The organism is Sphingomonas sp. TDK1 (assembly GCF_001650735.1).
Classification (GTDB): Bacteria; Pseudomonadota; Alphaproteobacteria; order Sphingomonadales; family Sphingomonadaceae; genus Sphingomonas.
This window is the reverse complement of sequence record NZ_LXVY01000020.1, coordinates 21,138-44,982: the sequence shown is the minus strand read 5'-3', so window position 1 is coordinate 44,982 and position 23,845 is coordinate 21,138. Positions and strand designations below refer to the sequence as shown.

23 protein-coding genes and 1 tRNA gene are annotated in these 23,845 nt (G+C 66.5%); 10 read left to right on the top strand and 14 right to left on the bottom strand.

All coding sequences use genetic code 11. The features are described 5' to 3' along the window. Positions 1 to 7 precede the first annotated feature (7 nt). Positions 8 to 598 carry a PIN domain-containing protein gene (locus A7X12_RS12000; RefSeq protein WP_064311870.1) on the bottom strand — a complete coding sequence of 197 codons (591 nt, stop codon included), beginning with the start codon at positions 596 to 598 and terminating at the stop codon, positions 8 to 10. A 2-nt stretch (positions 599 to 600) separates the two neighbouring features. Continuing rightward, positions 601 to 1,056: an excisionase family DNA-binding protein gene (locus A7X12_RS11995; RefSeq protein ID WP_064311869.1), complete on the bottom strand. Its 456-nt coding sequence runs from the start codon at positions 1,054 to 1,056 to the stop codon at positions 601 to 603. A gap of 274 nt (positions 1,057 to 1,330) precedes the next feature. Between A7X12_RS11995 and A7X12_RS11990 the strand changes: the two genes are divergently transcribed. After that, positions 1,331 to 1,717 carry a response regulator gene (locus A7X12_RS11990; protein WP_064311868.1) on the top strand — a complete coding sequence of 129 codons (387 nt, stop codon included), beginning with the start codon at positions 1,331 to 1,333 and terminating at the stop codon, positions 1,715 to 1,717. Here A7X12_RS11990 and A7X12_RS11985 read toward each other — a convergent pair. After that, on the bottom strand, positions 1,707 to 3,221 hold the full coding sequence (locus A7X12_RS11985; RefSeq protein WP_064311867.1) for a PAS domain-containing protein: 1,515 nt from the start codon (positions 3,219 to 3,221) through the stop codon (positions 1,707 to 1,709). The genes A7X12_RS11990 and A7X12_RS11985 overlap by 11 nt on opposite strands. A 461-nt stretch (positions 3,222 to 3,682) precedes the next feature. Between A7X12_RS11985 and A7X12_RS11980 the strand changes: the two genes are divergently transcribed. The 4 genes from A7X12_RS11980 to A7X12_RS11965 all read left to right on the top strand — a co-directional run bounded on the left by A7X12_RS11980 (position 3,683) and on the right by A7X12_RS11965 (position 6,852). Next, positions 3,683 to 5,188, top strand: coding sequence for a serine hydrolase domain-containing protein (locus A7X12_RS11980; RefSeq protein ID WP_084445389.1), 1,506 nt, complete (start codon positions 3,683 to 3,685; stop codon positions 5,186 to 5,188). Positions 5,189 to 5,274: 86 nt separating this feature from the next. After that, a complete protein-coding gene (locus A7X12_RS11975; protein ID WP_064311865.1) occupies positions 5,275 to 5,547 on the top strand; it encodes a PadR family transcriptional regulator in 273 nt (90 codons plus the stop codon). Continuing rightward, the gene (locus tag A7X12_RS11970; protein ID WP_064311864.1) at positions 5,544 to 6,188 is read left to right on the top strand and encodes a hypothetical protein; all 645 of its coding nucleotides are present in this window, start codon (positions 5,544 to 5,546) and stop codon (positions 6,186 to 6,188) included. Before A7X12_RS11975 ends, A7X12_RS11970 begins: the two co-directional genes overlap by 4 nt. A 145-nt stretch (positions 6,189 to 6,333) precedes the next feature. Then, the gene (locus A7X12_RS11965; protein ID WP_232318485.1) at positions 6,334 to 6,852 is read left to right on the top strand and encodes a hypothetical protein; all 519 of its coding nucleotides are present in this window, start codon (positions 6,334 to 6,336) and stop codon (positions 6,850 to 6,852) included. A gap of 150 nt (positions 6,853 to 7,002) precedes the next feature. Here A7X12_RS11965 and A7X12_RS11960 read toward each other — a convergent pair whose 3' ends face one another. From A7X12_RS11960 to A7X12_RS11950, 3 genes are all read right to left on the bottom strand, one after another. After that, positions 7,003 to 7,296, bottom strand: coding sequence for a hypothetical protein (locus A7X12_RS11960; protein WP_157105582.1), 294 nt, complete (start codon positions 7,294 to 7,296; stop codon positions 7,003 to 7,005). 158 nt (positions 7,297 to 7,454) lie between these two features. Next, positions 7,455 to 8,654, bottom strand: a complete 1,200-nt coding sequence (locus A7X12_RS11955; RefSeq protein WP_064311862.1) for a tyrosine-type recombinase/integrase — start codon at positions 8,652 to 8,654, stop codon at positions 7,455 to 7,457. A 154-nt stretch (positions 8,655 to 8,808) separates the two neighbouring features. Continuing rightward, positions 8,809 to 8,899, bottom strand: a tRNA-Ser gene (locus A7X12_RS11950). Positions 8,900 to 8,978: 79 nt separating this feature from the next. Here A7X12_RS11950 and A7X12_RS11945 point away from each other — a divergent pair. Then, positions 8,979 to 9,869, top strand: coding sequence for a peptidylprolyl isomerase (locus A7X12_RS11945; RefSeq protein WP_064311861.1), 891 nt, complete (start codon positions 8,979 to 8,981; stop codon positions 9,867 to 9,869). 4 nt (positions 9,870 to 9,873) lie between these two features. Here A7X12_RS11945 and A7X12_RS11940 read toward each other — a convergent pair whose 3' ends face one another. From A7X12_RS11940 to A7X12_RS11925, 4 genes are read right to left on the bottom strand one after another with little or no spacing between them, the layout of a single operon-like run. After that, positions 9,874 to 10,467: an ABC-type transport auxiliary lipoprotein family protein gene (locus tag A7X12_RS11940; RefSeq protein WP_064311860.1), complete on the bottom strand. Its 594-nt coding sequence runs from the start codon at positions 10,465 to 10,467 to the stop codon at positions 9,874 to 9,876. An 8-nt stretch (positions 10,468 to 10,475) separates the two neighbouring features. Beyond that, positions 10,476 to 11,441, bottom strand: coding sequence for an MlaD family protein (locus tag A7X12_RS11935; RefSeq protein WP_064311859.1), 966 nt, complete (start codon positions 11,439 to 11,441; stop codon positions 10,476 to 10,478). After that, positions 11,441 to 12,265: an ABC transporter ATP-binding protein gene (locus A7X12_RS11930; RefSeq protein ID WP_064311858.1), complete on the bottom strand. Its 825-nt coding sequence runs from the start codon at positions 12,263 to 12,265 to the stop codon at positions 11,441 to 11,443. Before A7X12_RS11930 ends, A7X12_RS11935 begins: the two co-directional genes overlap by 1 nt. Further along, the gene (locus tag A7X12_RS11925) at positions 12,262 to 13,371 is read right to left on the bottom strand and encodes an ABC transporter permease (protein ID WP_064311857.1); all 1,110 of its coding nucleotides are present in this window, start codon (positions 13,369 to 13,371) and stop codon (positions 12,262 to 12,264) included. The genes A7X12_RS11930 and A7X12_RS11925 overlap by 4 nt, the downstream gene beginning before the upstream one ends. A gap of 61 nt (positions 13,372 to 13,432) precedes the next feature. On the opposite strand from A7X12_RS11925, the gene A7X12_RS11920 reads away from it, so the two are divergent. The 3 genes from A7X12_RS11920 (at position 13,433) to A7X12_RS11910 (ending at position 18,505) form a co-directional block, all read left to right on the top strand. Then, the gene (locus A7X12_RS11920; protein ID WP_064311856.1) at positions 13,433 to 14,110 is read left to right on the top strand and encodes an HAD family hydrolase; all 678 of its coding nucleotides are present in this window, start codon (positions 13,433 to 13,435) and stop codon (positions 14,108 to 14,110) included. Positions 14,111 to 14,201: 91 nt separating this feature from the next. Beyond that, a complete protein-coding gene (locus tag A7X12_RS11915; RefSeq protein ID WP_064311855.1) occupies positions 14,202 to 15,911 on the top strand; it encodes a histidine kinase famiy protein in 1,710 nt (569 codons plus the stop codon). After that, positions 15,908 to 18,505 carry a PAS domain-containing protein gene (locus tag A7X12_RS11910; RefSeq protein WP_232318484.1) on the top strand — a complete coding sequence of 866 codons (2,598 nt, stop codon included), beginning with the start codon at positions 15,908 to 15,910 and terminating at the stop codon, positions 18,503 to 18,505. Before A7X12_RS11915 ends, A7X12_RS11910 begins: the two co-directional genes overlap by 4 nt. 7 nt (positions 18,506 to 18,512) lie before the next feature. On the opposite strand, the gene A7X12_RS11905 is transcribed toward A7X12_RS11910, so the two are convergent. The 4 genes from A7X12_RS11905 to A7X12_RS11890 all read right to left on the bottom strand — a co-directional run bounded on the left by A7X12_RS11905 (position 18,513) and on the right by A7X12_RS11890 (position 22,745). After that, a complete protein-coding gene (locus A7X12_RS11905) occupies positions 18,513 to 19,526 on the bottom strand; it encodes a glycosyltransferase family 4 protein (RefSeq protein WP_064311854.1) in 1,014 nt (337 codons plus the stop codon). Positions 19,527 to 19,638: 112 nt separating this feature from the next. Beyond that, the gene (locus tag A7X12_RS11900) at positions 19,639 to 21,222 is read right to left on the bottom strand and encodes an alpha-amylase family glycosyl hydrolase (protein ID WP_064311853.1); all 1,584 of its coding nucleotides are present in this window, start codon (positions 21,220 to 21,222) and stop codon (positions 19,639 to 19,641) included. 61 nt (positions 21,223 to 21,283) lie between these two features. Further along, on the bottom strand, positions 21,284 to 22,399 hold the full coding sequence (locus A7X12_RS11895; RefSeq protein WP_064311852.1) for a glycosidase: 1,116 nt from the start codon (positions 22,397 to 22,399) through the stop codon (positions 21,284 to 21,286). Between the two features lie 37 nt (positions 22,400 to 22,436). Beyond that, positions 22,437 to 22,745: a chorismate mutase gene (locus A7X12_RS11890; protein ID WP_064311919.1), complete on the bottom strand. Its 309-nt coding sequence runs from the start codon at positions 22,743 to 22,745 to the stop codon at positions 22,437 to 22,439. An 81-nt stretch (positions 22,746 to 22,826) separates the two neighbouring features. Between A7X12_RS11890 and A7X12_RS11885 the strand changes: the two genes are divergently transcribed. Then, positions 22,827 to 23,840 (top strand): polyprenyl synthetase family protein, encoded by a 1,014-nt coding sequence (locus A7X12_RS11885; RefSeq protein ID WP_064311851.1) that lies wholly within the window; start codon positions 22,827 to 22,829, stop codon positions 23,838 to 23,840. The last annotated feature ends 5 nt before the right edge of the window (positions 23,841 to 23,845 follow it).

Sequence of the window (23,845 nt, the reverse complement as noted above, 5' to 3'; positions counted from 1 at the left end):
CTCGCCATCACAACGACAGCACATGCGCCCGCAGCACATCGACGGTCTCGGTCAGCCCATCGGCTTCCATATCCAGCAGCAACACCTCTGCCGTTTTCTCCGGACGCTTGAACCGCTCGCGCATCCGTCGAATGGCCGCCACGGCTCTGCCCGGATCGAGCGCAATGGTGTCGGCGATGAACTGATCCGCCGACCGGGCCTCCATGTTCAGGCCCGCAAGAATTGCCTCGGGGAAGTCCTTCAGATTCTCGGTGACGATCGTCGCCGCCTGCGTCTTCAGCGCCGCGGCGACGACATGCGCATCGTTCGGATCGGGCAACCCGACACACGCGCCCAGGAAGACGTCATACTCTTCCACGGCCGCATCTTCGAACGCGGCTTCCATGCTCGACCGAGCGCGCGCGGCACAATCCTCGGCATCCGCCACGCCCTTGCCGCCGAGGATCCTGGCGATCGCCGCCTCGGTTTCATCCATCACCCGTTCGGACCAGCGGACGCGGAAAAACTCGGCCTCCGCAAGTGTCAGCAACAGATTGCGCTTGAGCGTGCCCGCCAATGTACAGGCGTCGATAAACGCGGTGTACCGATTGGCGAACAACCCTAGAGGTACTCCGCGTCCAGCGTGGCGAGCGCCGATAGCGCGCTGCCGCGCTTTTCATCGCGCGCGCGCTTGTAGGCGAACAGATCCTCGGCCTTGATCCGACGATGCCGGCCAACGGTGTCGAACGCGATCTCTCCCTTCTCCAGCAACGAAATGAAGAAGGGACGGGAGACGTTCAGAATGTCCGCCGCCTGCTGGGTGGTCAGCATCTGGCTGACCGGCACCAGCGTCACCGCGTCCCCCCGTCCGACGTGCCGCAGCAGCTCCATCAGCAGCCGCGACAGGCCTGGGGTCAGCGTGATCTCGGTCGAGGTCTTGTCATCTTCCAGAACCCTGAGGGTTGCATCGCCCGAGGCGTGCGACGCCAGGATCTGACGAAGCTGATTGGCCGCTGCCTTCTCGCTCGCGGAAGGCAGGCGGCTGCCGAGTTCCTCGGCAAAGGCTGGCATGGTCATGGGGCTCTCCGTGGACCGATCCGCTATCCGATATTCGCATTAAACGCAATCAACGAAATATTCGTAACCGGGATAGGTTCCGACCTTAGACGCGACCCGCACCCGTGGCCGAGTGGGAATGGCGGGGCAGTATCCTGCAGCAACATTGGGCCAGCGCATGCTGCCATGCTCGTCGTGTGGAGAAGCGTCAGCCCGGACCGGAGGCTGCGTGACCTGCGATTGTCAGGGAACGGCCACGGTGTTGCAGCATTTTGCTGCAGATGAAGGTCGTGTCATGAAATCCGTACTCATCGTCGAAGACGAAATCTTCATTGCCATGGAGATCGAGCGGATTCTTCAGGATGCCGGCTACACCGTCGTCGCCATCGCCGCGGATCAGAGCGAGGCGCTATCCGCCGCAGCGGCAGCGGAGGTCGCCTTTGTCGACCTCAACCTGCGCGACGGACCGACCGGCCCTGGTCTTGCGCACGAATTGGCGGAGCGGTTCGGGGTGCGGATCGTCTATGTCACGGCCAATCCGAACCAGATCGACCGACCAGCACCGACCGCTATCGGCTATATTCGAAAGCCCTTCTCCGAAGAGGCAATCGTAGCAGCGGCGGCGATCGCAGCGCAGCTGGAGACGCCGGACGCCACACACCAGGATGTGATCAGCCTCTAGAGGATGGTCGCTGCTGCCGGTGCAGCGCCGCGGCCGGCAGCTCAAGATCCAGCCGCAAACCATCGGAAGCCCATTCGCGTTCGATCCGACCACCCAACTGCTTGATCGCGCTGAGCTCGATCAGCTTGGTGCCGAATCCGTCGGTCATCGGCGCGCTGACCGGCGGCCCGCCGCGCTCCCGCCACTCGATCCGGACATGCGTGTCGGTGGAGACGATCGCTATCCGCACATCGCCTTCAAGGGACGACAGCGACCCATATTTCGCCGCGTTGGTCGCGAGCTCGTGAAACAGAAGCGCGAGCGGCGTCGCAGAGCGATCGTCGATCGTCGCATCGTCGCCGACAAGGACAATGCGGCCCGCATAGGCGTCCAGCAGTTCGCCCAGCATTCCGGACAGGCTGTCCTGCACGGCGCTGGGCCGCGATGCTTCGCTGTGCGGCCGCACGAAGTCATGCGCCCGACCCAGCGCCAGGATACGCTCGCGCAACTCGTCGGCAGTCTGCTTGATCTGGGGGTGGTGACGCGTGGAGAAGCTGATCAGCCCGCTTATCACCGCGAAGATGTTCTTGATGCGGTGACTCAGCTCATGCGCGACGATCTCCCGCTGCGCCTGGATCATCTTCTGATCGTGGATGTCGGTGCAGGTGCCGAACCAGCGCGTGATCGCGCCATCCCGGTCGCGGATCGGCAGCGCTCTGCCCAGCGTCCAGCGATAGGCGCCGTCTGCATTTCTCAGGCGATATTCGATCTCATAGGGATCGCCGGTTGCAAGCGAGTGGCGCCATGCAGCCCAGGCTCTTGGCTGATCTTCCGGGTGGAACATGCCGTTCCATCCTTCCCCGTCGGTCGATCCTGCCGGCACGCCGGTGAATTCGTACCAGCGCGCGTTGTAATAGTCGTGAAAGCCATCCGGGCGGGTCGACCAGACCATCTGCGGCATCGCATCCGCCAGAATCCGGAACTTGGCTTCCTGCTCGTCCAACTCTCGGCCCGTGCGGCGCGACGCGCGCCGGGCATGCAGCAACGCCATGATGTTCGCGGCCAGCACGGTCAGGCCGTCGCGCTGCAGCTGGGTCAACCCGGCGCGGGGCGCACGATCGATGACGCACAGCGCGCCGAGCTGGACCTGGTCTTCCGAGACAAGCGGCGCCCCTGCGTAGAACCGGATATGCGGATCGCCGGTCACCAGCGGATTGTCGACGAACCTCGGGTCCTTCGTCGCGTCGGGCACGACCATGATTTCCGCACCCAACATCGCGTGCGCGCAGAACGAGGTCTCGCGCGGTGTCTCGCCGACATCCAACCCGGTGCGCGCGGGAAACCACTGCCGCTCGCCTTCGACGATGCTCACCAGCGCCATCGGAGAAGCACACAGTGCCGATGCGAAATCGGTGATGCGCGTCAATTCGACGCTGCCGATCAAGTCTGCCAGCCCAAAGCCCTGCAGTGCTTCGTGCCGCTCAGCCTCCTCCAAGCAGAGCGCTCCGTCGATTTCGTCAGTCATGCGCGGAGCATTCTCTTCCTAATAGAGTCGCCGGGTTGAAAGTGGAACAGAAGGCGACCCGCGCAGCCGGAAACGGCTCCACGACATCGTTCGCGGGGAATTGCAACTGGTCCGAGCGGCGTTGAAGCAACCTACCGTCTCCCTGGCGGCAGACGACACCCTAAGGTGCCTGCGCCTCTGATCATCCTTCCCTCGGCCGTTTCGAAGACCGTATTCGTTAACGGACTTACCTAGATCAGGTTCCTCTCGATCCCATGCCCGCGGTTCTGCAAATGGCGGGGCTGAAGAAGGCCGAGACGCTAGCTATCGCGCGGCTGGGTGCCCTGGCCCCGTCGACCCGGCGCCCCTTTTTCAAGCCCCTGCGTTGACCAATAAGTCTACATATGTTGATATGATGCGGTCGGCGTGAGCTTCTGGGCGGGCACTCCGTACCGCCGATCGACGCCGCTGGAGATGCAGCAATGATCTACGCCCTGACTGCGATGTTCGCATTTCTGGCGGGTACGGGCCAGTCAGGGCCGGCCATGGCACAAGCCTCGCCATTGCCTTGCCCGATGCCGGACCGCGCCGCAGGTGGCCGCAGCAACATCCATACCCGCGTCGTCGAGACCAACCTGACGCCGCCGGTGCGTGCACCGGGGGAAGCACCGTCCAGCCTGGCGGCACGCATGCGCCTCTATGGCGTACCGGGGATCAGCATCGCGGTCATCCACCAGGGCCGGATCGACTGGGCCCGCGGCTGGGGCGTGCGGGATACGGCCAGTTGCGCGCCCGTCACGCCGGATACGGCCTTCCAGGCTGCGTCGATCAGCAAGGTTGCCACCGCCGTTATCGCCCTCCGCTTGGTGGAGCAGCACAAACTGGCGCTCGACAGCGACATCAACCTGTCCTTACGCGGCTGGCGCCTCCCCAGCGACGCCCGTCTCGCCCCACGGGGTGTCACGCTGCGACAACTGCTGAGCCACACGGCTGGGCTGAGCGTGCATGGCTTCGACGGCTATCTCCCCGGAGCGCCGTTGCCGACGACGGTGCAGATCCTGGAGGGCGCGGCGCCGGCCAACAACATGGCGGTGCGCAGCGTGCTGCCGGTGGGCGCGCAATTCCAATATTCCGGCGGTGGCTATGTCGTCACGCAACTCGCCCTGCAGGATGTTACCGGCCTGCCCTTTGCCGAGCTCGCGCAGCGCGAACTCCTCGGCCCCTTGCACATGACGCGGAGCGCGTTCGCGCAGTCGCCGTCCGCCGACCTCCTCGCAAACATCGCCTTCGGCCATGCCGCGGGCCAGCCGGTGCCCGGCAACTATCACGTCTATCCCGAGCTGGCGCCGGCCGGGCTTTGGACGAGCGCCGGCGATCTCGCGCGCCTGCTGATCGACCTGCAGGCGTCTGCCGTCGGCCGACCGGGCCACCGGCTGTCCCCGGCGATGGCGCGGGCGATGCTGCGCCCGGTCAAAGATCATTGGGGGCTGGGCGTCGAGCTCTACACCACCGCGCCTGAACGCTTCGGACATGACGGGGTCAACGAAGGCTTCCAGTCGTACATGATCGCCTATGCCGGCAAGGGCGAGGGCATTGTCGCGCTCACCAATGGCGGGCAGGGACGGCGGCTGATCGACGAAGTCGTCCGCGTGGTGGCGACCGACTATGGGTGGACGGACATCGCGCCGCCCGCGGTGCCGGAACAGCAGCTCCCGCTTGCCGTGCTGGCGAAGGCGGCGGGGCGGTTCGAAGGTGGCGGCCTTTCGGTGCGCCTTGAAGCCCGTCCGGACGGTTTGTTCGCCGATGCGGGGGCGCCCAGTCCGGAGCGGCTGATGGCGCTGTCGCCGACGCGGTTCTTCTCCAACGCGCTCGGCGTGGTGATTGCCTTCGATGCGGACTATGCAAGTTTCACGATCGTCGAAGGCGGCCCGCCGATACGCCTTGTCCGGACGACCGCGGCGCCGGCCGCAACGGGCAAGGACCGCTGACCCGAGCAATATGGCGCGCGCTTGACTCTTAAATCTACATATGTTGGTATCATCTCATGGTTCGGAATCGAAAGCCCTCGAAGCAGATGTGTTGCCTCCTGGACGCGCTCTCGGAGACGCAGGGCGAATGGCGACATGGCTATGATCTGATGAAGGCCACCGGCCTGTTGTCCGGGACGCTGTATCCGCTGCTGATGCGGATGACCGAGCAGGGGCTCGTCGAGGCCGAGTGGCGCGAGCCCGCCCAGCCCGGACGACCCGCCCGCCACGCCTACCGCCTGACCTCGGCAGGTACCGCCCTTGCGCGCGACCTCGCGGGGAGTGCGCCGGGCCAACCGTTCAAGGGAGCGCTGGCATGAAGGCATGGTTCGCACGCGCGCTGCTCCGCCTGGCGGCCGCTTGCCTCGGCGAGCGCAAGCGCGACTGGGCCATGGCGATGGAAGCGGAGCTGGAAGCGGCGATCGCCGAAGGCGCGCCGGTGCAGTTCGCGTTCGGTTGCCTCCTGGCAGCAGGGCGCGGGTTGTTTGCGGCCGAGGAAGGACAATTCGTCCTCACCAGCTATGCCGTGGCGATCGGGGTGCTACTGCCGATGGCGGCGCTGCAGATCGGCTGTGCTCTGTTCGGGCTGCCCTATCTCTATCCCGGCCGGCACGGGCTGGGCGGCGCGCTGATCGACGGCGGGCTGCAGGAGAGCCTGCTGCGCGGCGTCTACCAGGCAGCGATCCCGTCGCTGGCGCTGCTGCAGCTGTTGATCGGGCTGGGGCATGTGCGGATCGCCTGGGTGGTGCTGGAGCGCGATTGGGCGGCTGCACTCCGCTGGGGCAGCCTGAGCCTGGCCGCATCGGCGACACTGGTGACGTTCCTCAGCGTGTTGTTCATCGATGGCCGGCAGGCGCTGCTCCAGGGTGCGGTGCTCGCGATCGAGCTGGCGATCATTGCCAGCGTGGCGCGCTGGCACGCGCATTTCTCGCCCGGTTCGGCACCCACGCCGGTCCGGTAAGCACGTCGCACCGCGACGAAATTCGAGTTGGTCTTCGGGTGCACCGCCCCGGAGCGCGTGGCCGCATGGCCACAAGCGGTGCCATGAAGCGACGCGTTCGTCGCTGCGGAGCCCCCGCCGCCTCCTCGGGGCAAGGAGACGATGCATGCGAACCGCAGCCCTGCGTTTCATCCTGCGATGTTCAGCGACAGCCTTATTACTGATGCCCGTCGGGGCGGCCATCGCGGGGCCGGACGATCCCGCCGCCGCCAACCGGTCCCCCTTCCTGGGAACCTGGGAGCTGGACCTCAGCCGCATGCCTGCCAACTATGGTCCGCCGCCCCGCCGGGTCCTCTACACCTTTGAGGATGTCGGCGCCGGTCAGTGGCGGACGACCGTCGACATCACCGCGCCGGACGGCAGCGTCCGGCACATGGCGGTGCGCTACGCACGCGACGGATCGGCGTCGGCAGGCGAAGGCGACAACTCGGAGGCGGACAGCGCGGCGATCAACCAGCCGGCGTCCAACGTGCTGGTCATGAGCCTTGCGAAGAACAAGATGCTGGGCTCGGTGCGGGTGTATGCAATTTCATCGGACGGCAAGGAAATGACGGAATCTGCGGCGGCGGCCGACGCCGGTGGCGCGCCCTTCGTCAGAAACTTCTATTTCCGCCGCCTGCGGTGAGCCGGCCGCGTCGGCAGGAAGGGGCATAAAGCCAGCCAGGCGGAACCGTGGCGGCCGCTCTGCGGCGCAATCGACGTCAATCTGTAGACACACGATCCAGACTTCCGTTGATCGATCGCTCGATCGCCTCGCGCACCGCGGCGGCCGAGGTCAAACGTCTCGCACCGTCACGCGCACCGGCTGAACGAAGCTCGGACCCTCGCGGTCGATGATGCCTCGGGCTACCTGCTCGACGACATGTCTTTTGCCAACGAGGGTGGGCGTCGTCGCGTATTTGGCGGATCCCGCATAGCTCAGGCTTAGCAGCGCGCGTACGTCCACCTCGACGTCGACGAGGCGGCCGGACGCCTCGTCGGCATAGGACCAGACCGGATGCCCAAGCGGCATCTGAAAGGTGAGAGTGCTGGCGCTTATGGTACCTTCGCGCTGACCTGGATGGGCCATGGAGCAGCGCCCTCCGAACCGGATCGCTGCGACATTGCCGATGGGCTGCCAAGCGTCGTAGCGGCGGTCAGGCAAGCAAGCCAAAACCCAAGTGAAGAGCGCAAAACGAGACCTCCCGCATGTGTATTATGCGTATAGCACACGTGAAAGGGTCAACGTCAACTTCGTCCAGACTCCGCCGCTTCCACCTGCTTGCTGATCGGTCGATCGCGCGCCTTCGTACAAAAGGCACTCCAATCACGCATGAGGAACCTTCGCTTGTCGAGGAAGTCGGTCCGGCGATAGGCGGCCTCGACCTTGTTCGAGACCGTGTGGGCAAGCGCCGCCTCTGCAATCTCGCCCGAATAGTCGGTCTGCTCCGCAACCCAATCACGAAATGCCGAGCGGAACCCGTGCACGGTCACCGCGAGATCCATGTCCCGTAGGATCTTGAGGAGGGTCATGTCCGAGAGCGGCTTCTTCACGTTCTGACCGGGGAACACCAAGTCGCTAGCGCCAGCCTTGAACTTCTTGGCGCGCTCGAACACGGCCACTGCTTGGGGTGCGAGAGGCACGACGTGCACTCGCCCCATTTTCATCCGTTCGGCCGGGATCGTCCACAACGCTGCTTCCAGGTTGAGTTCCGACCAGGTCGCTCCCCGAATTTCGCCTGATCGCGCCGCTGTGAGGATCAGCGCTTCCAACGCGACGCGGCCCACCGATTCACGCGCGCCCAGCTTCTCCATGAAATCCGGTACCGAGGCATAAGGCAGAGCCGCGAAATGGTTGTCCTTCTTGGGCTGGCGAGGCAGCCCCTTGGACAGCGAACGCATCGGTGCTTCGGTCGTGCGAAACCCGCGTGCATAGGACCAGTCGAGAACTGTGCCGATGCGTTGCCGGACGCGGCGCGCTGTTTCCGGCTTCGCCAGCCAGATCGGCGCCAGCACATCGCGGATCAGCGGCCCTTCGATCTCGCTGACCAACCGATCGCCCATCTTGGGGAAGGCGTAGGTCTTCAGCGTCGCGATCCACTGGTTTTGATGCTTGCCGTTCTTCCAAGCCTTCTCGTGTTCCTCATGGACCATTTCGGCAGCTCGTCGGAACGTCGGAATGACCTGCCGCTCCTGCTTCCGTTCAGCGACAGGGTCGATGCCCTGCGCGATCTTCTGGCGGGTAGCGAAGGCAGCTTCCCGAGCCTCTTTGAGAGAAACGGCCTTTGAGGAGCCCAGCCCGATATCCTGGCGCTTCCCATTATTCTGGACCCGGAGGATCCAGCTGGCTGCTCCCTTGCCATTGATTTCGAGGAACAGGCCATCCCCATCGGAATAGCGACCGGGTTCGGTAAGCGACCGGATCTTGAGCGCAGTGAGCTTTCCCATGCCACCTCCACCTCATTCTTCCCCACACTTTTCCCCACACTTCGCGTGAGATCGTGTCGGATCGAGTGAAACGCAGCGGAACGAAAAAACCGCTGATTTCTGCGGCTTTTTAGCAGTTTTTAGCGGGTTTGGGGAGGCCCAAAAAGGGCGCAGGTGGCGGAGCGGGAGGGATTCGAACCCTCGATACGGTTTTGCCGTATACTCACTTTCCAGGCGAGCGCCTTCGACCACTCGGCCACCGCTCCGCAGAATACCTGGAAGGCGCGTGCCCTACCGTCCCTTGGCGGCCTAGGCAAGCGCCCGTTGCCATGCCAAGCTCTTCCGATGGCAAAAACCCTGCTTGTCCTCGCCGCCGCGACCCTTACCGCCGCGCCGCTCGCCGCCCAGAATGCCCGGCAGACCGCCGCGCCGCCGCGCCCTGCCCCCTCGGCGGCCGAACCCGTCCCCGAGGACTGGCACGCCATTCCCGATGACGAAATCCTGCTGATCCAACTTGCCAGCGGCAAGCAGGTCGCGATCCGCCTCGCCGCGCGCTTCGCGCCTGCGCATGTCGCCAATATCCGCAAGCTCGCCGCCGCGCGCTGGTGGGATGGGGAGAGCGTCTACCGCGTGCAAGAGAACTGGGTCGCGCAATGGGGCGATCCCACCGAGAAAAAGGCGCTGCCGCCCGAGCTTCTTACCCGCCCGCCCGCCGAGTTCGAGATCGGCGCCTTCACTCCCGCCCAGCGCCTGGCCAAGCCCGATTCCTATGCTAGCGCGACCGGGGTCACGGCCGACGGCTGGCCGATCGCCAGCGACGGCAGGGCCGCATGGCTCACCCATTGCTACGGCATGGTCGGCGTGGCGCGCGATGCGCTGCCCGATACCGGCAGTGGATCGGAGCTGTTCACCCCAATCGGCCAGTCGGCGCGGCGGCTCGACCGCAACTACACGGTGGTGGGGCGGATCATCGAGGGGATGCAGTATCTCTCGGCGCTGCCGCGCAGCGATGCGGCGATGGGCGTCTATGCGACCGAAGCCGAGCGTACCGGCATCGCATGGGTGCGGCTCGCCAGCCAGCTGCCCCCCGACGAGCGGCCGCACTTCCAGGTCCGCGCGACCGACAACCCGCGCTATGCCGCGATGCTGGCGCTGCGCGAGAACCCCGCCCCGCCGACCGTGGCGACGGGGCTCAACGTCTGCGACCTACCGGCAGCGATCCGCCGCCGGCCCTGATCGCTTACTTGCCGACCCAGTCGGCGACTTCGGCGGCGACCTGGTTGGCGGCCTGGTTGAGCGCGGGGCCGATGGCTGCGGTGGTGACCGCGGTGATCGGCACGTGCGCCTCGAAGCGGCGGCGCTCGAACGCCTGGGTGCCCTCGCGGCCGAGCGAGGCGTCGAACACCACCACAGCTTCCATCTTGCTTGCATCGACGCCGAAGCTGCGGACGTCGCCGCCCAGGCTGGCGCTGGGCGTGCTCAGTGACTGGCGGCGGCTGAGCACGATGCGGCCGGTGCGCGCGGCGACGGTATCGGCGAGCAGCCGGCCGAACAGGCTGGCGGGACCTTCCACCCATTGGGCATTCTTCACATAGGCAATGGTGGTGCCGCCCGGGCCGGAATGCACCGGCACGCGGGTGGTGGCCAGTTCCTGCGGCGCGTTCACCGGACCGATGGTCACAGCCTTCACCGTGCCGGATTCCTGCACCGTACCCGCCGGCAGCACCGCCGTCGGCTGCAGCGTCAACAGCGAGGCGGGCGGCTTGGCCGCGAAAGAGATGCATCCGGACAGCGGCACGGCGGCGAGCAGCGCTGCGATGACAGATTTGTTCATCCGGAACCTCACTTCTTCGGCTTGTAGGTGGGCAGCGCAGGCGCCCCGATCAGGCTGGAGGCTCCGCCCTGATCAAGCTTGTGCGCAACATTGGTGAGCGCCAGCGACATCTCGCGCAGATCCTGCACGAGCTGGCCGACCTCGGGCATCGTCTTGTTCGAGAAGGCCTGGATTCCCGGCCGGGCATCGCCGATCGTCGCATCCAGCGTCTCGACGCTCTTGCGCGCCGAGGTGATGGTGGCGTTCAAATTGGCAATGGTCGGCTTGATGTCGCTAGCCATCATGCCATTGGTAGTGGCGGCGAGCTGGCCGATCTGCTGCGCGGCGGCGCCGGCCTGCTGGATGGCGACCCGCGTTTCGGCCAGCGTGGCGGCGATTTCCGGTCCGCGATCCGCCAGCGACTTGGTCAGGCGGTTGGTGTTGGCGAGGATGCCCGAGATCGACGCCTGGTTCTTCTCGTCCAGCAGGTCGGACACGCGCTCGGTGAGCGTGGTCAACCGCTCCAGCAGCTTCGGCGCCGAGCTAAGCAGCGCGCCAAGGCCGCCCTGCTTGGTCGGGATTACCGGCACGCCCAGCGGGCATGCGGCGCGGGGATTGTCCTTGGGGCATTCGATCGGCGGCTGCCCCTTCACGGCGCCGTCGAGCTGCACAGTGCTCGGCCCGGTGAAGCTGCCCTGGATGGTCGCGTTGGTGCCTTCGAGGATCGGCACGTCGGGCCGCACGCTGATGCGCACGCGCACCAGGCTGGGATCCGGCCGCCAGAACTGGATTTCCTTCACCTGCCCGGCGGGCACGCCCGAGAAGCTTACCGAGGAGCCGGGGCTGAGGCCGTCCACCGACTGTTTGAAGAAGATGTCGTACTGGCGCTCGTCCCCGCCGCCCAGCCGCGACAGCCAGACGATGAACAGCGCGAGCACCGCCAGCAGGATCAGCACCACGGCGCCGACCAGCACATGATTGGAACGCGTTTCCATCAGCCCCTCTTATCCTCGTGCACGCGCCGGTTCGGGCCCGCGACCGCAGCGCGGCCGCGCGGTCCATTGAAATATTCCTGGATCCACGGATGGTCCAACGCCAGCAGCTCGGGAATCGTGCCCACGGCGATCACCCGCTTGTCGGCCAGCACCGCGACGCGATCGCAAATGGCGTAGAGTGTGTCGAGATCATGGGTGATCAGGAACACGGTCAGGCCCAGCGTCTTCTGGAGCGAGGCGGTCAGCTCATCGAACGCGGCCGCGCCGATCGGATCCAGCCCCGCGGTGGGCTCGTCGAGAAACAGGAGCTCCGGGTCCAGCGCCAGCGCCCGGGCAAGCCCGGCCCGCTTCTTCATGCCGCCCGACAGCTCTGCGGGATATTTGGGGCCGGCCTCCGGCGGCAGCCCGGTCATCACAACCTTGTAGGCAGCGATTTCCTCGAGCAGCGCCTGATCCAGGCCCGGATAATATTCCTTGAGCGGCACCTGGACGTTCTCGGACACGGTCAGCGTGGAGAACAGCGCGCCGCCCTGGAACAGGATGCCCCAGCGCTTGCGGATATCGACCGCTTCGGTCTCCTCGCGGCCGATCGTGTTCTCGTCGAACACGTCGACGGTGCCGTCGAGCGGCATCTGCAGCCCGATGATCGAGCGCATCAGCACAGACTTGCCGGTGCCCGATCCGCCGACCACGCCGAGTATCTCGCCGCGATGCACGTCGAGGTCTAGATTGTCATGAACGATCTGATCGCCGAAGCCGTTGCGCAGGCCGCGGACGCGGATGATCGTTTCACGGTCCTCGGTGGTGCTGGTGTTGTCGCTCATATCCAGCCAACATTGGTGAAGAACACCGCGAAGAAAGCGTCGAGCACGATCACCAGGAAGATCGCCTGGACGACCGCGGTGGTGGTGCGCTGGCCGACCTGCTCGGCATCGCCTTCCACCTGCATGCCGTGGAAGCAGCCGGCGATCGCGATGATCGCGCCGAACACCGGTGCCTTGACCAGGCCGACCCACAGGTCGGTCAGCGGCACAACCTCTCGAACGCGTTGGATGAACGTGATCGGCGGAATGCCGAGATCCACCCAGCAGAGCAGTCCGCCGCCCATGATCGAGATGATTGACGAATAAAAGCCGAGTAGCGGCAGCATGAAGACCACGGCGAAGACGCGCGGCAGCACTAGCGCCTCCATCGGCGACACGCCGATCGTGCGCATCGCATCGATTTCCTCGGTCAGCTTCATCGTGCCGATCTGTGCGGCGAAGGCGGATCCGGAACGCCCGGCGATCATGATCGCGGTCATCAGGATGCCGAGTTCGCGCAAGGTGATGCGGCCGAGCAGATTGATCGTGTAGATCTCCGCGCCGAACTGGCGCAGCTGCACCGATCCCTGCTGGGCGATGACGATGCCGATCAGAAAGCTCATCAGCCCGATGATCGCGAGCGCGCCGACGCCCACGACTTCGAATCGCTGCACGGTCGCGTTGAAGCGGAAGCGGCGGGGATGGGTGATGACGTGCCACAGGGCGAGGACGGTCGCGCCCATGAAGCCGAGCAGGCCATACAGGGTCCGGCCCGAATTGACGACGGCTGCGCCGATTTCGTTCAGCGCGAAGGTGAAGGATCCCGGCGGCGGCGGCGGCAGCTGAATGGGATGTTCGGCGGCGACCACCTGCTCGAGCAGATGCTGCTCGTCGGCGTTCAGGCCGTCGATCGTCGCACCGCGGTCGCGCGCGAAGCGATGGACCACCCATGCACCGACCGTGTCCATCCGCCCGACTTCGCTGAGATCGAGTCGGGCCACGGGGCCCTCAAGGGTTTCCAGCCGATCGGCCAGGTCGCCCAGGCAGGCGAGCGAAAGGTTGCCGGAGAAGCGGAGCACCGCCTCGCCGTTGCTGTCGGACCGTTCAAAGTCGGCGGGTGCCCTCATCGGAACCCCCTTTCCGCGATTCTGGCTGGAACGGCAAGTTCCTCCGTGGCTAGAGAGCGCAATGCAACGCCTCGCCATCTACGACATGGACAAGACCATCACCGCGAAACCGACATGGACGCGGTTCCTGCTGCACGTCGCCAGCACGCGCGCGCCATGGCGGCTTGCGCTGTTCCCGGTGGTGGGGCTCGGCGGGCTCGCCTATCTTGCCCGTCGGATCGACCGGGCGGGCCTCAAGCGCCTGTCGCACCGGTTGCTGCTCGGGCGCGCCCTGCCCCCGGCCGAGATGACGGCGGTGGCGGAAGCGTTTGCCGAGCTTGAACTGAAGAAAGGCGTGCTGCAGGGTGCCCGCGCGCAGATCGAGGCGGATCGCGCCGCCGGCTACCGACTGGTGATGGCAACCGCGTCGCATCGCTATTATGCCGAGGCTATCGGCAAGCGGCTGGGCTTCGACGACGTGATCGGCACCAATGCGAAGCGGGACGGGCAGGGGCATATTCTCTCCGAACTCGAGGGCGAGAACTGTTACGGGCCCGTAAAGCTCCATATGATCGAAAATTGGCTGGCGGCGCAGGGCCTCCTCCGGGCGAACTGTCATGTTCGTGCCTATTCAGACCATGTTTCCGATGCGCCGCTGCTTGGCTGGGCCGATGAAGCGTTCGCGGTCAACGCGCACGGGCCGCTGGCGAAGCTGGCGCAGACGCGCGGCTGGTCGCGGCTGGACTGGCGGCACAGCTGACAATTCCCTATGCTTCCAAAAGGTTCGAAACCGAAACGGCGTTTCGCGCATTTTTCTGGCGGGTTGCTGTGATCACGAGGAAGCCAGACGCGTGCAGAATGACGACGAGCATAAGCCCGCCGCGACCGGAGAGCCTGCCGGCGATTTGAACGATTCGACCTCCTACAGCCCGACGGGCAATCATCCCACGCATCATTGGAAGCGGTCGATCATCGGGACTCCCGGCCTGGGCGACCGCAGCACGGTATTCTTCGCAGCGTTGCAGATGACGCGGATGCCGATGATCCTTACGGATCCGCGACAGGACGACAATCCGATCGTCTTCGCCAACAAGGCGTTCCTCGATCTCACTGGCTACGAGGAACATGAGATCCTCGGTCGCAACTGCCGCTTCCTGCAGGGCGCGGAGACAGATCGGGATGCCGTCGCGGAACTGCGCGAGGCGGTTGCGCGCAAGGAAGCTATTGCGCTTGAACTGATCAACTATCGCCGCGACGGCTCCTCCTTCTGGAATGCGGTGTTCATCGCTCCCGTCCTCAGCGAGGAGGGCGAGCTGCTCTATTTCTTCGCAAGTCAGCTGGACGTGACGCGGCGGCGCCAATCCGAACAGGCCTTTCGTCAGGCGCAGAAGATGGAGGCGATCGGCCAGCTCACCGCCGGCCTGGCGCACGACTTCAACAATCTGCTTCAGGTCGTGTCGGGCAATATCGACATCGTCGCGACCCAGGTGGCGGACGAGCGGCACCAGCGTCTGCTCAACAACGCCGCCCGTGCCGCCGATCGCGGATCGAAGCTGACCCGCCAGCTGCTCGCCTTCGCGCGCAAGACGCGGCTCGAGCCCAAGACCGTCGACATGAATCAACTGATCAACGATTTCGGCGACCTACTCGACAACACCGTCGGCGCGCAGATCCGGCTGGTCACCGCGCTCGAGCGGCGGTTGCCGGCGGTGCAGATCGATCCTACCCATGTCGAGATGGCGATACTCAACGTATTGCTCAACGCGCGCGACGCCATGCCCAGGGGCGGCACCGTCACGATCGGGACGCGGCTCTGGAAGCTCAACGGCGATGCGCCGATGCACCAGCTGCCGGAGGGCGACTATGTGGTCCTCACGATCCGCGACGAAGGCACCGGCATGACCGAGGATGTGCGCCGCCGCGCGATCGAGCCCTTCTTCACCACCAAGGGCGCCGAACGCGGCACCGGCCTGGGTCTGGCGATGGTGCATGGGTTCGTCCAGCAATCGCTGGGACGGTTGGAAATCGACAGCGCGCCCGGCGAGGGCACCGAGATTCGCATGTTGTTTCCGGTCGCCAATGCGATGGGCGGGACGGCGCCGTCTTCCCCTGCGCCGAAGCACGAGCCCGGCGCGGGCGCGACCGGCGGCAGCGAGACGATCCTTCTGGTCGAGGACAGCGACGACGTCCGCGCGCTGGCGCAGGAGCAGATCGCCGCGCTCGGCTATCGCGTCGTGCTCGCGTCGAGCGGCGAAGAGGCGCTGGAACGGCTCAAGACGGAGAAGATCGACCTTCTCTTCACCGATATCGTCATGCCTGGCGGCATGAGCGGGCTTGAGCTGGTCGAGCAGTTCCGCGCGATCCATCCGGACACGCCGGTGCTGATGACCACCGGCTATAACGAGGATCTGGTCGCCGACATTCCGCGCGGCTCGAATCTCGACGTGATCGGCAAGCCCTATCGCCGCGAGCAGCTGGCGGATCGTATCCGCGCGGCGCTCGACCGGCGCACGTCGGGGCCCCGTCGCGACATCAACCCGATCGTTCCGGCGGAGGGATGAGCACGCCTCCGGGCATCGTCGACGCGGGCGGTCGCACCCCGATGGACCGGCTGATCGCGTCACGCGACTGGTCCGGTTCGCCGCTGGGCGCCCCCGAGACCTGGGACTTGAGCTTGCGCAACGCGCTGGCGCTGATCCTGCCGTCGCATGCCCAGATCGCGCTGTTCTGGGGGCCGGACTATATCGCGGTCTACAATCCAGCCTACGCCCAGACGATCGGCAACAAGCACCCGCAGGCGCAGGGAAGTATCGCCCGGGAGCATTGGGCAGAAACCTGGGACGATCTTGGGCCGATGCTCCACTATGTCCGCGAAACGGGCAAGACGCTCTCCGCGCATGATCGCCGGTTCTACACCGAACGGCACGGCTATGGCGAAATCGTGCATTTCGACATTTCGCTATCCCCCGTGTTCGATGCGGCGGGCGCGGTCGGCGGGGTGATGTCCGTCGTCTCGGAAACCAGCGAGCGGGTGAAGACCGAGCAGCGGCTGCGCGACAGCGAGGTGGCGCTGCGCGCCAGCGAATCGCTCGCCCGCCAGCAGGCGGACGAGCTCGCGGTCATGTACGACAATTCGCCGGTCGGGCTGGCGGTGCTCGATGCCGATCTGCGCTATGTGCGGGTCAACCGGCAGCTGGCGGAATGGAACGGCTTTCCCGTGGCGTACCATATCGGTCGCCATGTCAGCGAGATCGTGCCCGAGCTGACCGATCAGGTCGTGGCCGCGCTGTACCGGGTGCTCGCGGGGGAGGCGCTGCTCGGCATCGAGATCACCGGGCCCACCCGCGGCCGGCCCGAGGGCACCTCCACCTGGCGGCAGAACTGGGTACCGGTCCATGACTGGCAAGGGACGATCCATCAGATCGCCATCTCCTGCGAAGATGTGAGCGAGGAGCGCAACGCCCAGCATGCGCTTGAAACGCTCAACCGCGTCGGCGCGGCGCTGTCGGCGGAGCACGACCTCGAGCGGCTGGTGCAGATGCTCACCGACGCCGGCGTCGAGCTGACGGGTGCGAGCGTCGGCGCCTTCTTCCACAATGTGATGGACGAGAGCGGCGAGCGGTTGCACCTGTTCACCCTGTCCGGAGAGGAGCGCCGCCGCTTCGAGGGACTGGGCCGGCCGCGGGCGACGGGGATCATGGATCCCATCTTCCGCAACGTGGTGATCCGCTCGGACGATGTGACGCGCGAGCCGGCCTATGGGCAATTCGCACCGCATCACGGGATGCCGGACGGACATCCCCTGATCGCCAGCTATCTGGGCGTGCCGGTCGTGTCACGCGACCGATCGGTGCTGGGGGGGCTGCTGTTCGGCCATGCCCAGCCCGGCCGCTTCACCGCCCGGCACGAGGCGCTGGCCCGCAGCCTTGCCGCCCAGGCCGCGGTCGCGATCGACAATGCCCGGCTGCTCGCCGACGTCCGCGCCGCCAACGAGACGCTGGAGCGCCGCGTCGAGGAACGCACCGCCGCGCTGCACGAGACCGAAGCGGCGCTGCGCCAGAGCCAGAAGATGGAGGCGATGGGCCAGCTGACCGGCGGCGTGGCGCACGACTTCAACAATCTGCTCACGCCGATCGTCGGCAGCCTCGACCTGATCCTGCGCAAGCGCGGCGACGATCCGATGCTTCACCGGCTGGTAGACGGTGCGATGCGGTCGGCGGAGCGGGCGAGCACGCTGGTACAGCGCCTGCTCGCCTTTGCCCGCCGCCAGCCGCTGCAACCGGCGCCGGTGGACATGATCGCGCTGGTCGACGGCATGGTTCCGCTGCTCGCCAGCACGCTGGGGCCGAAGATCGCGCTGTCGATCGCCAAGCCCGATACCCTGCCGCCGGCCCATGCCGATGCGAACCAGCTGGAGATGGCGCTGCTCAATCTCGTGGTAAACGCGCGCGACGCGATGCCCGACGGGGGTGCGCTCGACATCCGCTTGGGTATCGGTGCCGCCGCCGAGGCGCCGAGTGCACTGGGCGCGGGGCGTTATGTGCGGCTTGCGGTCTGCGATATCGGCCACGGCATGGACGCGCCGACGCTCGCCCGTGCGATCGAGCCCTTCTTCTCGACCAAGGGCGTGGGGCGCGGGACCGGTCTTGGCCTGTCGATGGTGCACGGCCTGGCGAGCCAGCTCGGCGGTACGATGGGGCTGGAAAGCACGCCCGGCCGCGGTACCGTGGTCGAGCTTTGGTTGCCGGTCAGCGCCGATACCGTCGCTGCGGTCGAGGCACCGCAGCGGCACGAGCCGCACGACGGCGTCGGCACCGTGCTGCTGGTCGATGACGAGGACATCGTGCGCGGTACCGCCGCCGAGATGCTGCAGGCGTTGGGATATCAGGTGCAGACCGCCGATTCCGCCGAGGCGGCGTTACGGATGCTGGACAAGGGCTTCGTGCCCGATCTGCTGCTGACCGACCATCTGATGCCGGGGATGACCGGCACCGAACTGGCCCGGGAGGTCCGGGCGCGGCTCGGCGACGTGCCGACGCTGATCGTATCGGGTTATGCCGATGTGGAGGGGCTGGGGCGGGACTATGCACATCTTCCCAAGCCCTTCCGTCAGGCCGATCTGGCGCGCGCGCTGACCCTGCTCGGGGTGCGCTAGGCGTACCCTAGGCGTCGCCGTCCAGGATGCGGTGATAGAGCGCGATATAGGCATCCGCCATCGCCCCCACCGAAAATCGCGCTTCGACGGCCGCACGACAGGCGGCGCGGTCGATGGCTCCGACGCGGTCGACGGCGGCCACCGCCTCGTCTGCCGAGCGGACCAGGATGCCGGTCGCGCCGTCGTCGATCAGCTCCGGCATCGATCCGCGGCGAATCGCGATCACCGGCGTGCCGCACGCCATCGCCTCGATCACCGACAGGCCGAAGGGCTCGTCGAAGTTGATCAGGTGGAGAAGCGCGCGGGCGCTGCCGAGCGCGCGGAGGCGTTCCTCGCCGCCGACGGGGCCGTGATAGACGATGCGGTCGTTGAGGTGCGGCTGCACGTCCCGCTCGAAATAGCCCTGGTCCTGGACGATGCCGTAGAGATCGAGCCGGCGGCCGGTCGCCCGGGCGACGGCGATCGCTTCGGCCGCGCCCTTGTCGGGGTGCATGCGGCCGAAGAACAGCAGGTCGTCGCTGCCCTCGGCGTCGAAGGCGAATTCGTCGAGCCGGATGCCGTGGTGGATGGTCGCGGCATAGCGCAGCGCCGGGTGCCGATCGGCATCCGAGATCGCGACATAGTGCACGCGCTCCTCGAACGGCTTGTACATCGGCAGGATGCGTTCGGAGGAGAAGCCGTGGATCGTCGTCACCATCGGCGTGTCGACCAGCGGCGCATAGGCGTGCGCGGGGAAATCGGCCTGGTTGTGGATCAGGTCGAACTCGCCCGCCCGGGCGAAGAGGTGCGACTGATGGGCATATTCCCACACCTTTGCGTCGATCGCCGGATCTTCCTCGTAGCCGCGCGGCACAACCCCGGCGAGGCGCGCGGTGGTGACGGAATCCTGCGTGGCGAACAGCGTGACGTCGATGCCCCGGGCGACCAGCGCTTCGGTGAGCAGGCTCGTCACCAGCTCCCAGGGCCCGTAATGCCGCGGCGGGGTGCGCCAGGCGATCGGCGCGAGCATGGCGATCTTCATGCGGGGGTGCCCCTTTCCCGCCCGTACCCCTGCGAAAGCAGGGGCCCAGGGTAGGAGCGCGAATCGCTTGGTGCTCTGGGCCCCTGCTTTCGCAGGGGCGCGGGGAGGATGATCATGCGAGCAGGATGCCTTGGTTCGGGGCGAGGGGGAGGGTCGTACCCTCCACGCGGAAGTCGTGACCGGGCGTGGTGAGCGCGGGCGTCAGTGCCATGGCCCATTCCGGCAACGTCAATGTCTGCGGCGCATCGGACAGGTTGAGCGCGATCAGCACGCGCGCGTCGCCATGCCGGCGTTCATACGCCAGCACGGCGCCATCGCTCGACACCGAATGCCAGCTCCCCATCGACAGCGCCGGATGTGCCCGCCGCAGCTGGAGCAGCGCGCGGGTGTAGGTCAGCATCGAGTCCGGCGCGTCGCGCTGCGCCATCACGTTGCGCTCCGCCCAATCGGGGTTGAGCGGCAGCCAGGGCTCGACCGTGCTGAACCCGGCATGCGCGCTGGCATCCCAGGGCATCGGTGTGCGGACTTCGTCGCGATTGAACGCGGTGTCCGGCTCGCGCAGGGCCTGGGGGTCGCGCACGCGGTCGGGCGGGATGGCGACATTGGGCATGCCGAGTTCGTCGCCCTGGTAGAGCGTCGGCGTACCGCGCAGGGTGAGCAGCAGCAGCATCGCCACCGCCGCCTGCTCGGGACCCACCCGCGAGGCGACGCGCGGCTTGTCGTGGTTGCCGAGCACCCAGTTGGGCCAGCCATCGACCGGGAGCGCGCCTTCATAGTCGCTGATCAGTGCGGCGAGCGCCGCGGCATCCCAGCGGGCGTCGAGCAGGTGGAAGTTGAAGGGCAAGTGCACGCCGTTCCCGCCTTCGCCATAATAGGCGACGAGGCGCGGGATCGGCAGGTAGATCTCGCCGATCAGCACCCGCTCGGGATAGGCTTCCGCCACGTCGCGCATCGCCGCGATGATCTCCATCATCTCGGGCTGGTCGGCGGAATGAACCGGCAGCAGCCGCTCGATGTCCTGCATGCCTTCGCGCCAGTCCGGGTTGGCGGGGTTGTCGGGGAAGTCGGGGTGCTTGATCGCCAGCCACAATACGTCGATGCGAAAGCCGTCGACGCCGCGATCGAACCAGAAGCGCATCGCGTTGAGCATCGCCGCGCGCAGCGCCGGGTTGCGCCAGTTGAGCTCGGGCTGCTCTTTCAGGAACTGGTGGAGATAATATTGGCCGGTGGCATCGTCCCACTCCCAGGCGCTGCCGCCGAAATAGCTCTGCCAGTTGTTGGGCGGGCCGCCGTCGGGGGCGGGGTCGCGCCAGATATACCAGTCACGCTTGGGGCTGGTGCGCGCGGACTTGCTCTCCAGGAACCAGGGGTGTTCGCTCGAGCTGTGGTTGGGGACGAAGTCGAGCAGCAGCTTGAGGCCGCGGGCGTGCGCGGCGTCGCGTAGGCGATCGAAGTCGGCGAGGGTGCCGAAGCGCGGATCGATCCCGCAATAGTCCGCCACGTCATAGCCGAAATCGGCCATGGGCGAGGGGAAGATCGGCGACAGCCATACCGCGTCGACGCCGAGATCGACCAGATAGTCGAGCCGCGCGGTGATACCCGCCAGGTCACCGATGCCGTCGCCGTTCGAGTCGGCGAACGAACGCGGATAGACCTGGTAGATCACGCCCTTTTGCCACCACAGCGGTTCGGTCATTGGGGGAGTCCTGTAGCTCGTGCCCCTGCTTTCGCAGGGGCACGGTGGAAGGCAGGGAGGCTCACCGGAATCGCGCCTTCGGGATATGCGTGATCCGGCAGGCCAGATCCGCCTCGCCGCTCGCGACGATGTAGCGGTCGCCGGCATCGACCAGCCCGGTGGTGAACACCACCGGCGTCGGCAGATACAGCTGGTGCGCGATGTCCGCGGTCAGCGCCGGACTGGCCTCCAGCAGCGGCACCGTGTCTTCCTGCCGCAGGATCACGCTGGGATCGTCGCGGTCGAGCAGCGCCCAGAAGCTGCGGTAGATGCCGACGGAATCGCGCTTCTCGACACCGTGGTAGATCAGCAGCCAGCCCGCATCGGTCAGCACCGGCTGGCTGCCGCCGCCGATCCGCTGGTTCGAGGTCGAGCCCTTGCGCGCGCGGATGCCCGGCCGGTCGAGCGGCTTCCAGTGCAGCCCGTCGGGCGAGCGGGCGAGGTTGATCGAGGGGCCGCCCAGCCAGGGAGAGTCGTCCGGATAGGCGAAATACACCTCGCCCAGCGGCCGGGTGAGCGCGTGGAAGAACCCGCCGATCCGCCCCTCGAACAGCAGCATGTCCTTGTTCTGGTGGTCGAGCACCACCCCGAGCAGCTCCCAGTCGAGGCCGTTGGTGGAGCGATACATCGCGGTGCAGTGCCGCTCCGCCGAGACGCCGCACACGGTCATCCAATAGGTGCCGTCGATCAAACTGATCCGCGCATCCTCGACGCCGTAATCGAGATAGGAGGCCGAGGGCGCGATCGCCTTGTCGTAATGCGCGGCCACCACCGTGCGGGCATCGGCATCCAGCTCCACCGGAAGCAGCCAGGACAGCGAGGTGAGCCCGAGCAGCCGGGGGGTGCGATCCTTGAGCGCGAACTGGCGCGGATCGGCCATGTCGAGCCCGGCTACGGCATGGGCATCGAGCACATAGCCCGACGGCGTCCAGCGAATCGCTCGCGCATGGCCCTCCACCACCGGATCGCGCAGTGCTTCCGCAACGCGCACCATCAGCAGCAGATTGCCGTTGGGCAGCCGTGCGAATCCGGGGTTGAACGCGCCGAGCACGTACGTGCCGTCGTCGACACCGGCCCGCAGCGGCGAGCGGCTGAGGTCGACATCGTCGGGCCGGAAGATCAGATAATCGTCGCTCAAGCGTTTGCCCCCTCGGGTTTCACGCCCAGCAACGGAGTCAGGCCCCGGGGGTTCCGGTATCGCTCTCGGCTTCCTGCGCCTGGCGATGGTGGCGGATCACCTCGTCGATGATGAAACGCAGGAACTTCTCGGAAAATTCGGGGTCGAGATCCGCGGTCTGGGCCAGCCCGCGCAGCCGCGCGATCTGCGCCTCCTCGCGGCCCGGATCGGCCGGGGGCAGCCCGGCTTCGGCCTTGTAGCGCCCGACGGCCTGCGTCACCTTGAACCGCTCGGCGAGCATGAAGACGAGCGCCGCATCGATATTGTCGATGCTCTGGCGGAAGCGGGTCAGCGTCGCGTCGGTCATGGCATTCTCTTTTGCCGCTGCGGCACGGCCATGCAAGCGCCTCTTGCCTTTGCAATGCACAAAGGCCAGAGGCACCTGCATATGAGCGCTACCGTCCACCGCCTGGGGTCGCGAACCCAGCCCTCGCTCGATCCGATCATGGCGCTGGTCGCCCAGGACATGAACCTGGTCAACGCGGTGATCCTCGATCGCATGCAGTCGGAAATCCCGCTGATTCCGGAGCTTGCCGGTCACCTGATCGCGGGCGGCGGCAAGCGGATGCGGCCGATGTTGACGCTCGCGAGCGCCCGGCTGCTCGGTTATTCGGGCACGCGCCACCACAAGCTGTCCGCCGCGGTGGAGTTCATCCACACCGCGACGCTGCTCCATGACGACGTGGTCGACAGTTCCGACCTGCGCCGCGGCCGCCGCACTGCCAACATCATCTGGGGCAACCCGGCCAGCGTGCTGGTCGGCGACTTCCTGTTCAGCCGCTCGTTCGAGCTGATGGTCGAGGCGGAGAGCCTGAAGGCGCTCCACATCCTGTCGAACGCTAGCGCGGTGATCGCGGAAGGCGAAGTGAACCAGCTGACCGCGGTCCGCCGGATCGACCTGTCCGAGGACCGCTATCTCGACATCATCGGTGCCAAGACCGCCGCGCTGTTCGCCGCTGCCTGCCGCGTCGCTGCCGTGGTCGCCGAGCGCCCCGAGGCGGAAGAGCTGGCGCTAGACGCCTATGGCCGCAACCTCGGCATCGCCTTCCAGCTGGTCGACGACGCGATCGATTATATTTCGGACGCGTCGACCATGGGCAAGGATGCCGGCGACGATTTCCGCGAAGGCAAGATGACGCTGCCGGTGATCCTGGCGTACGCGCGCGGCGACGAGACGGAACGCGGCTTCTGGAAGGAAGCGATTTCGGGGCGCCGCATCTCGGACGAGGATTTCGCCGAGGCGATCCGGCTGGTGCGCAGCTGTCGCGCGGTGGACGATACGCTCGCCCGTGCCCGGCATTACGGCCAGCGCGCGATCGACGCCCTGGGCGGCTTCCGCGCCTGCGAGGCGAAGGACGCGATGGTGGAAGCCGTGGAATTCGCGGTGGCGCGCGCCTACTGACGCGC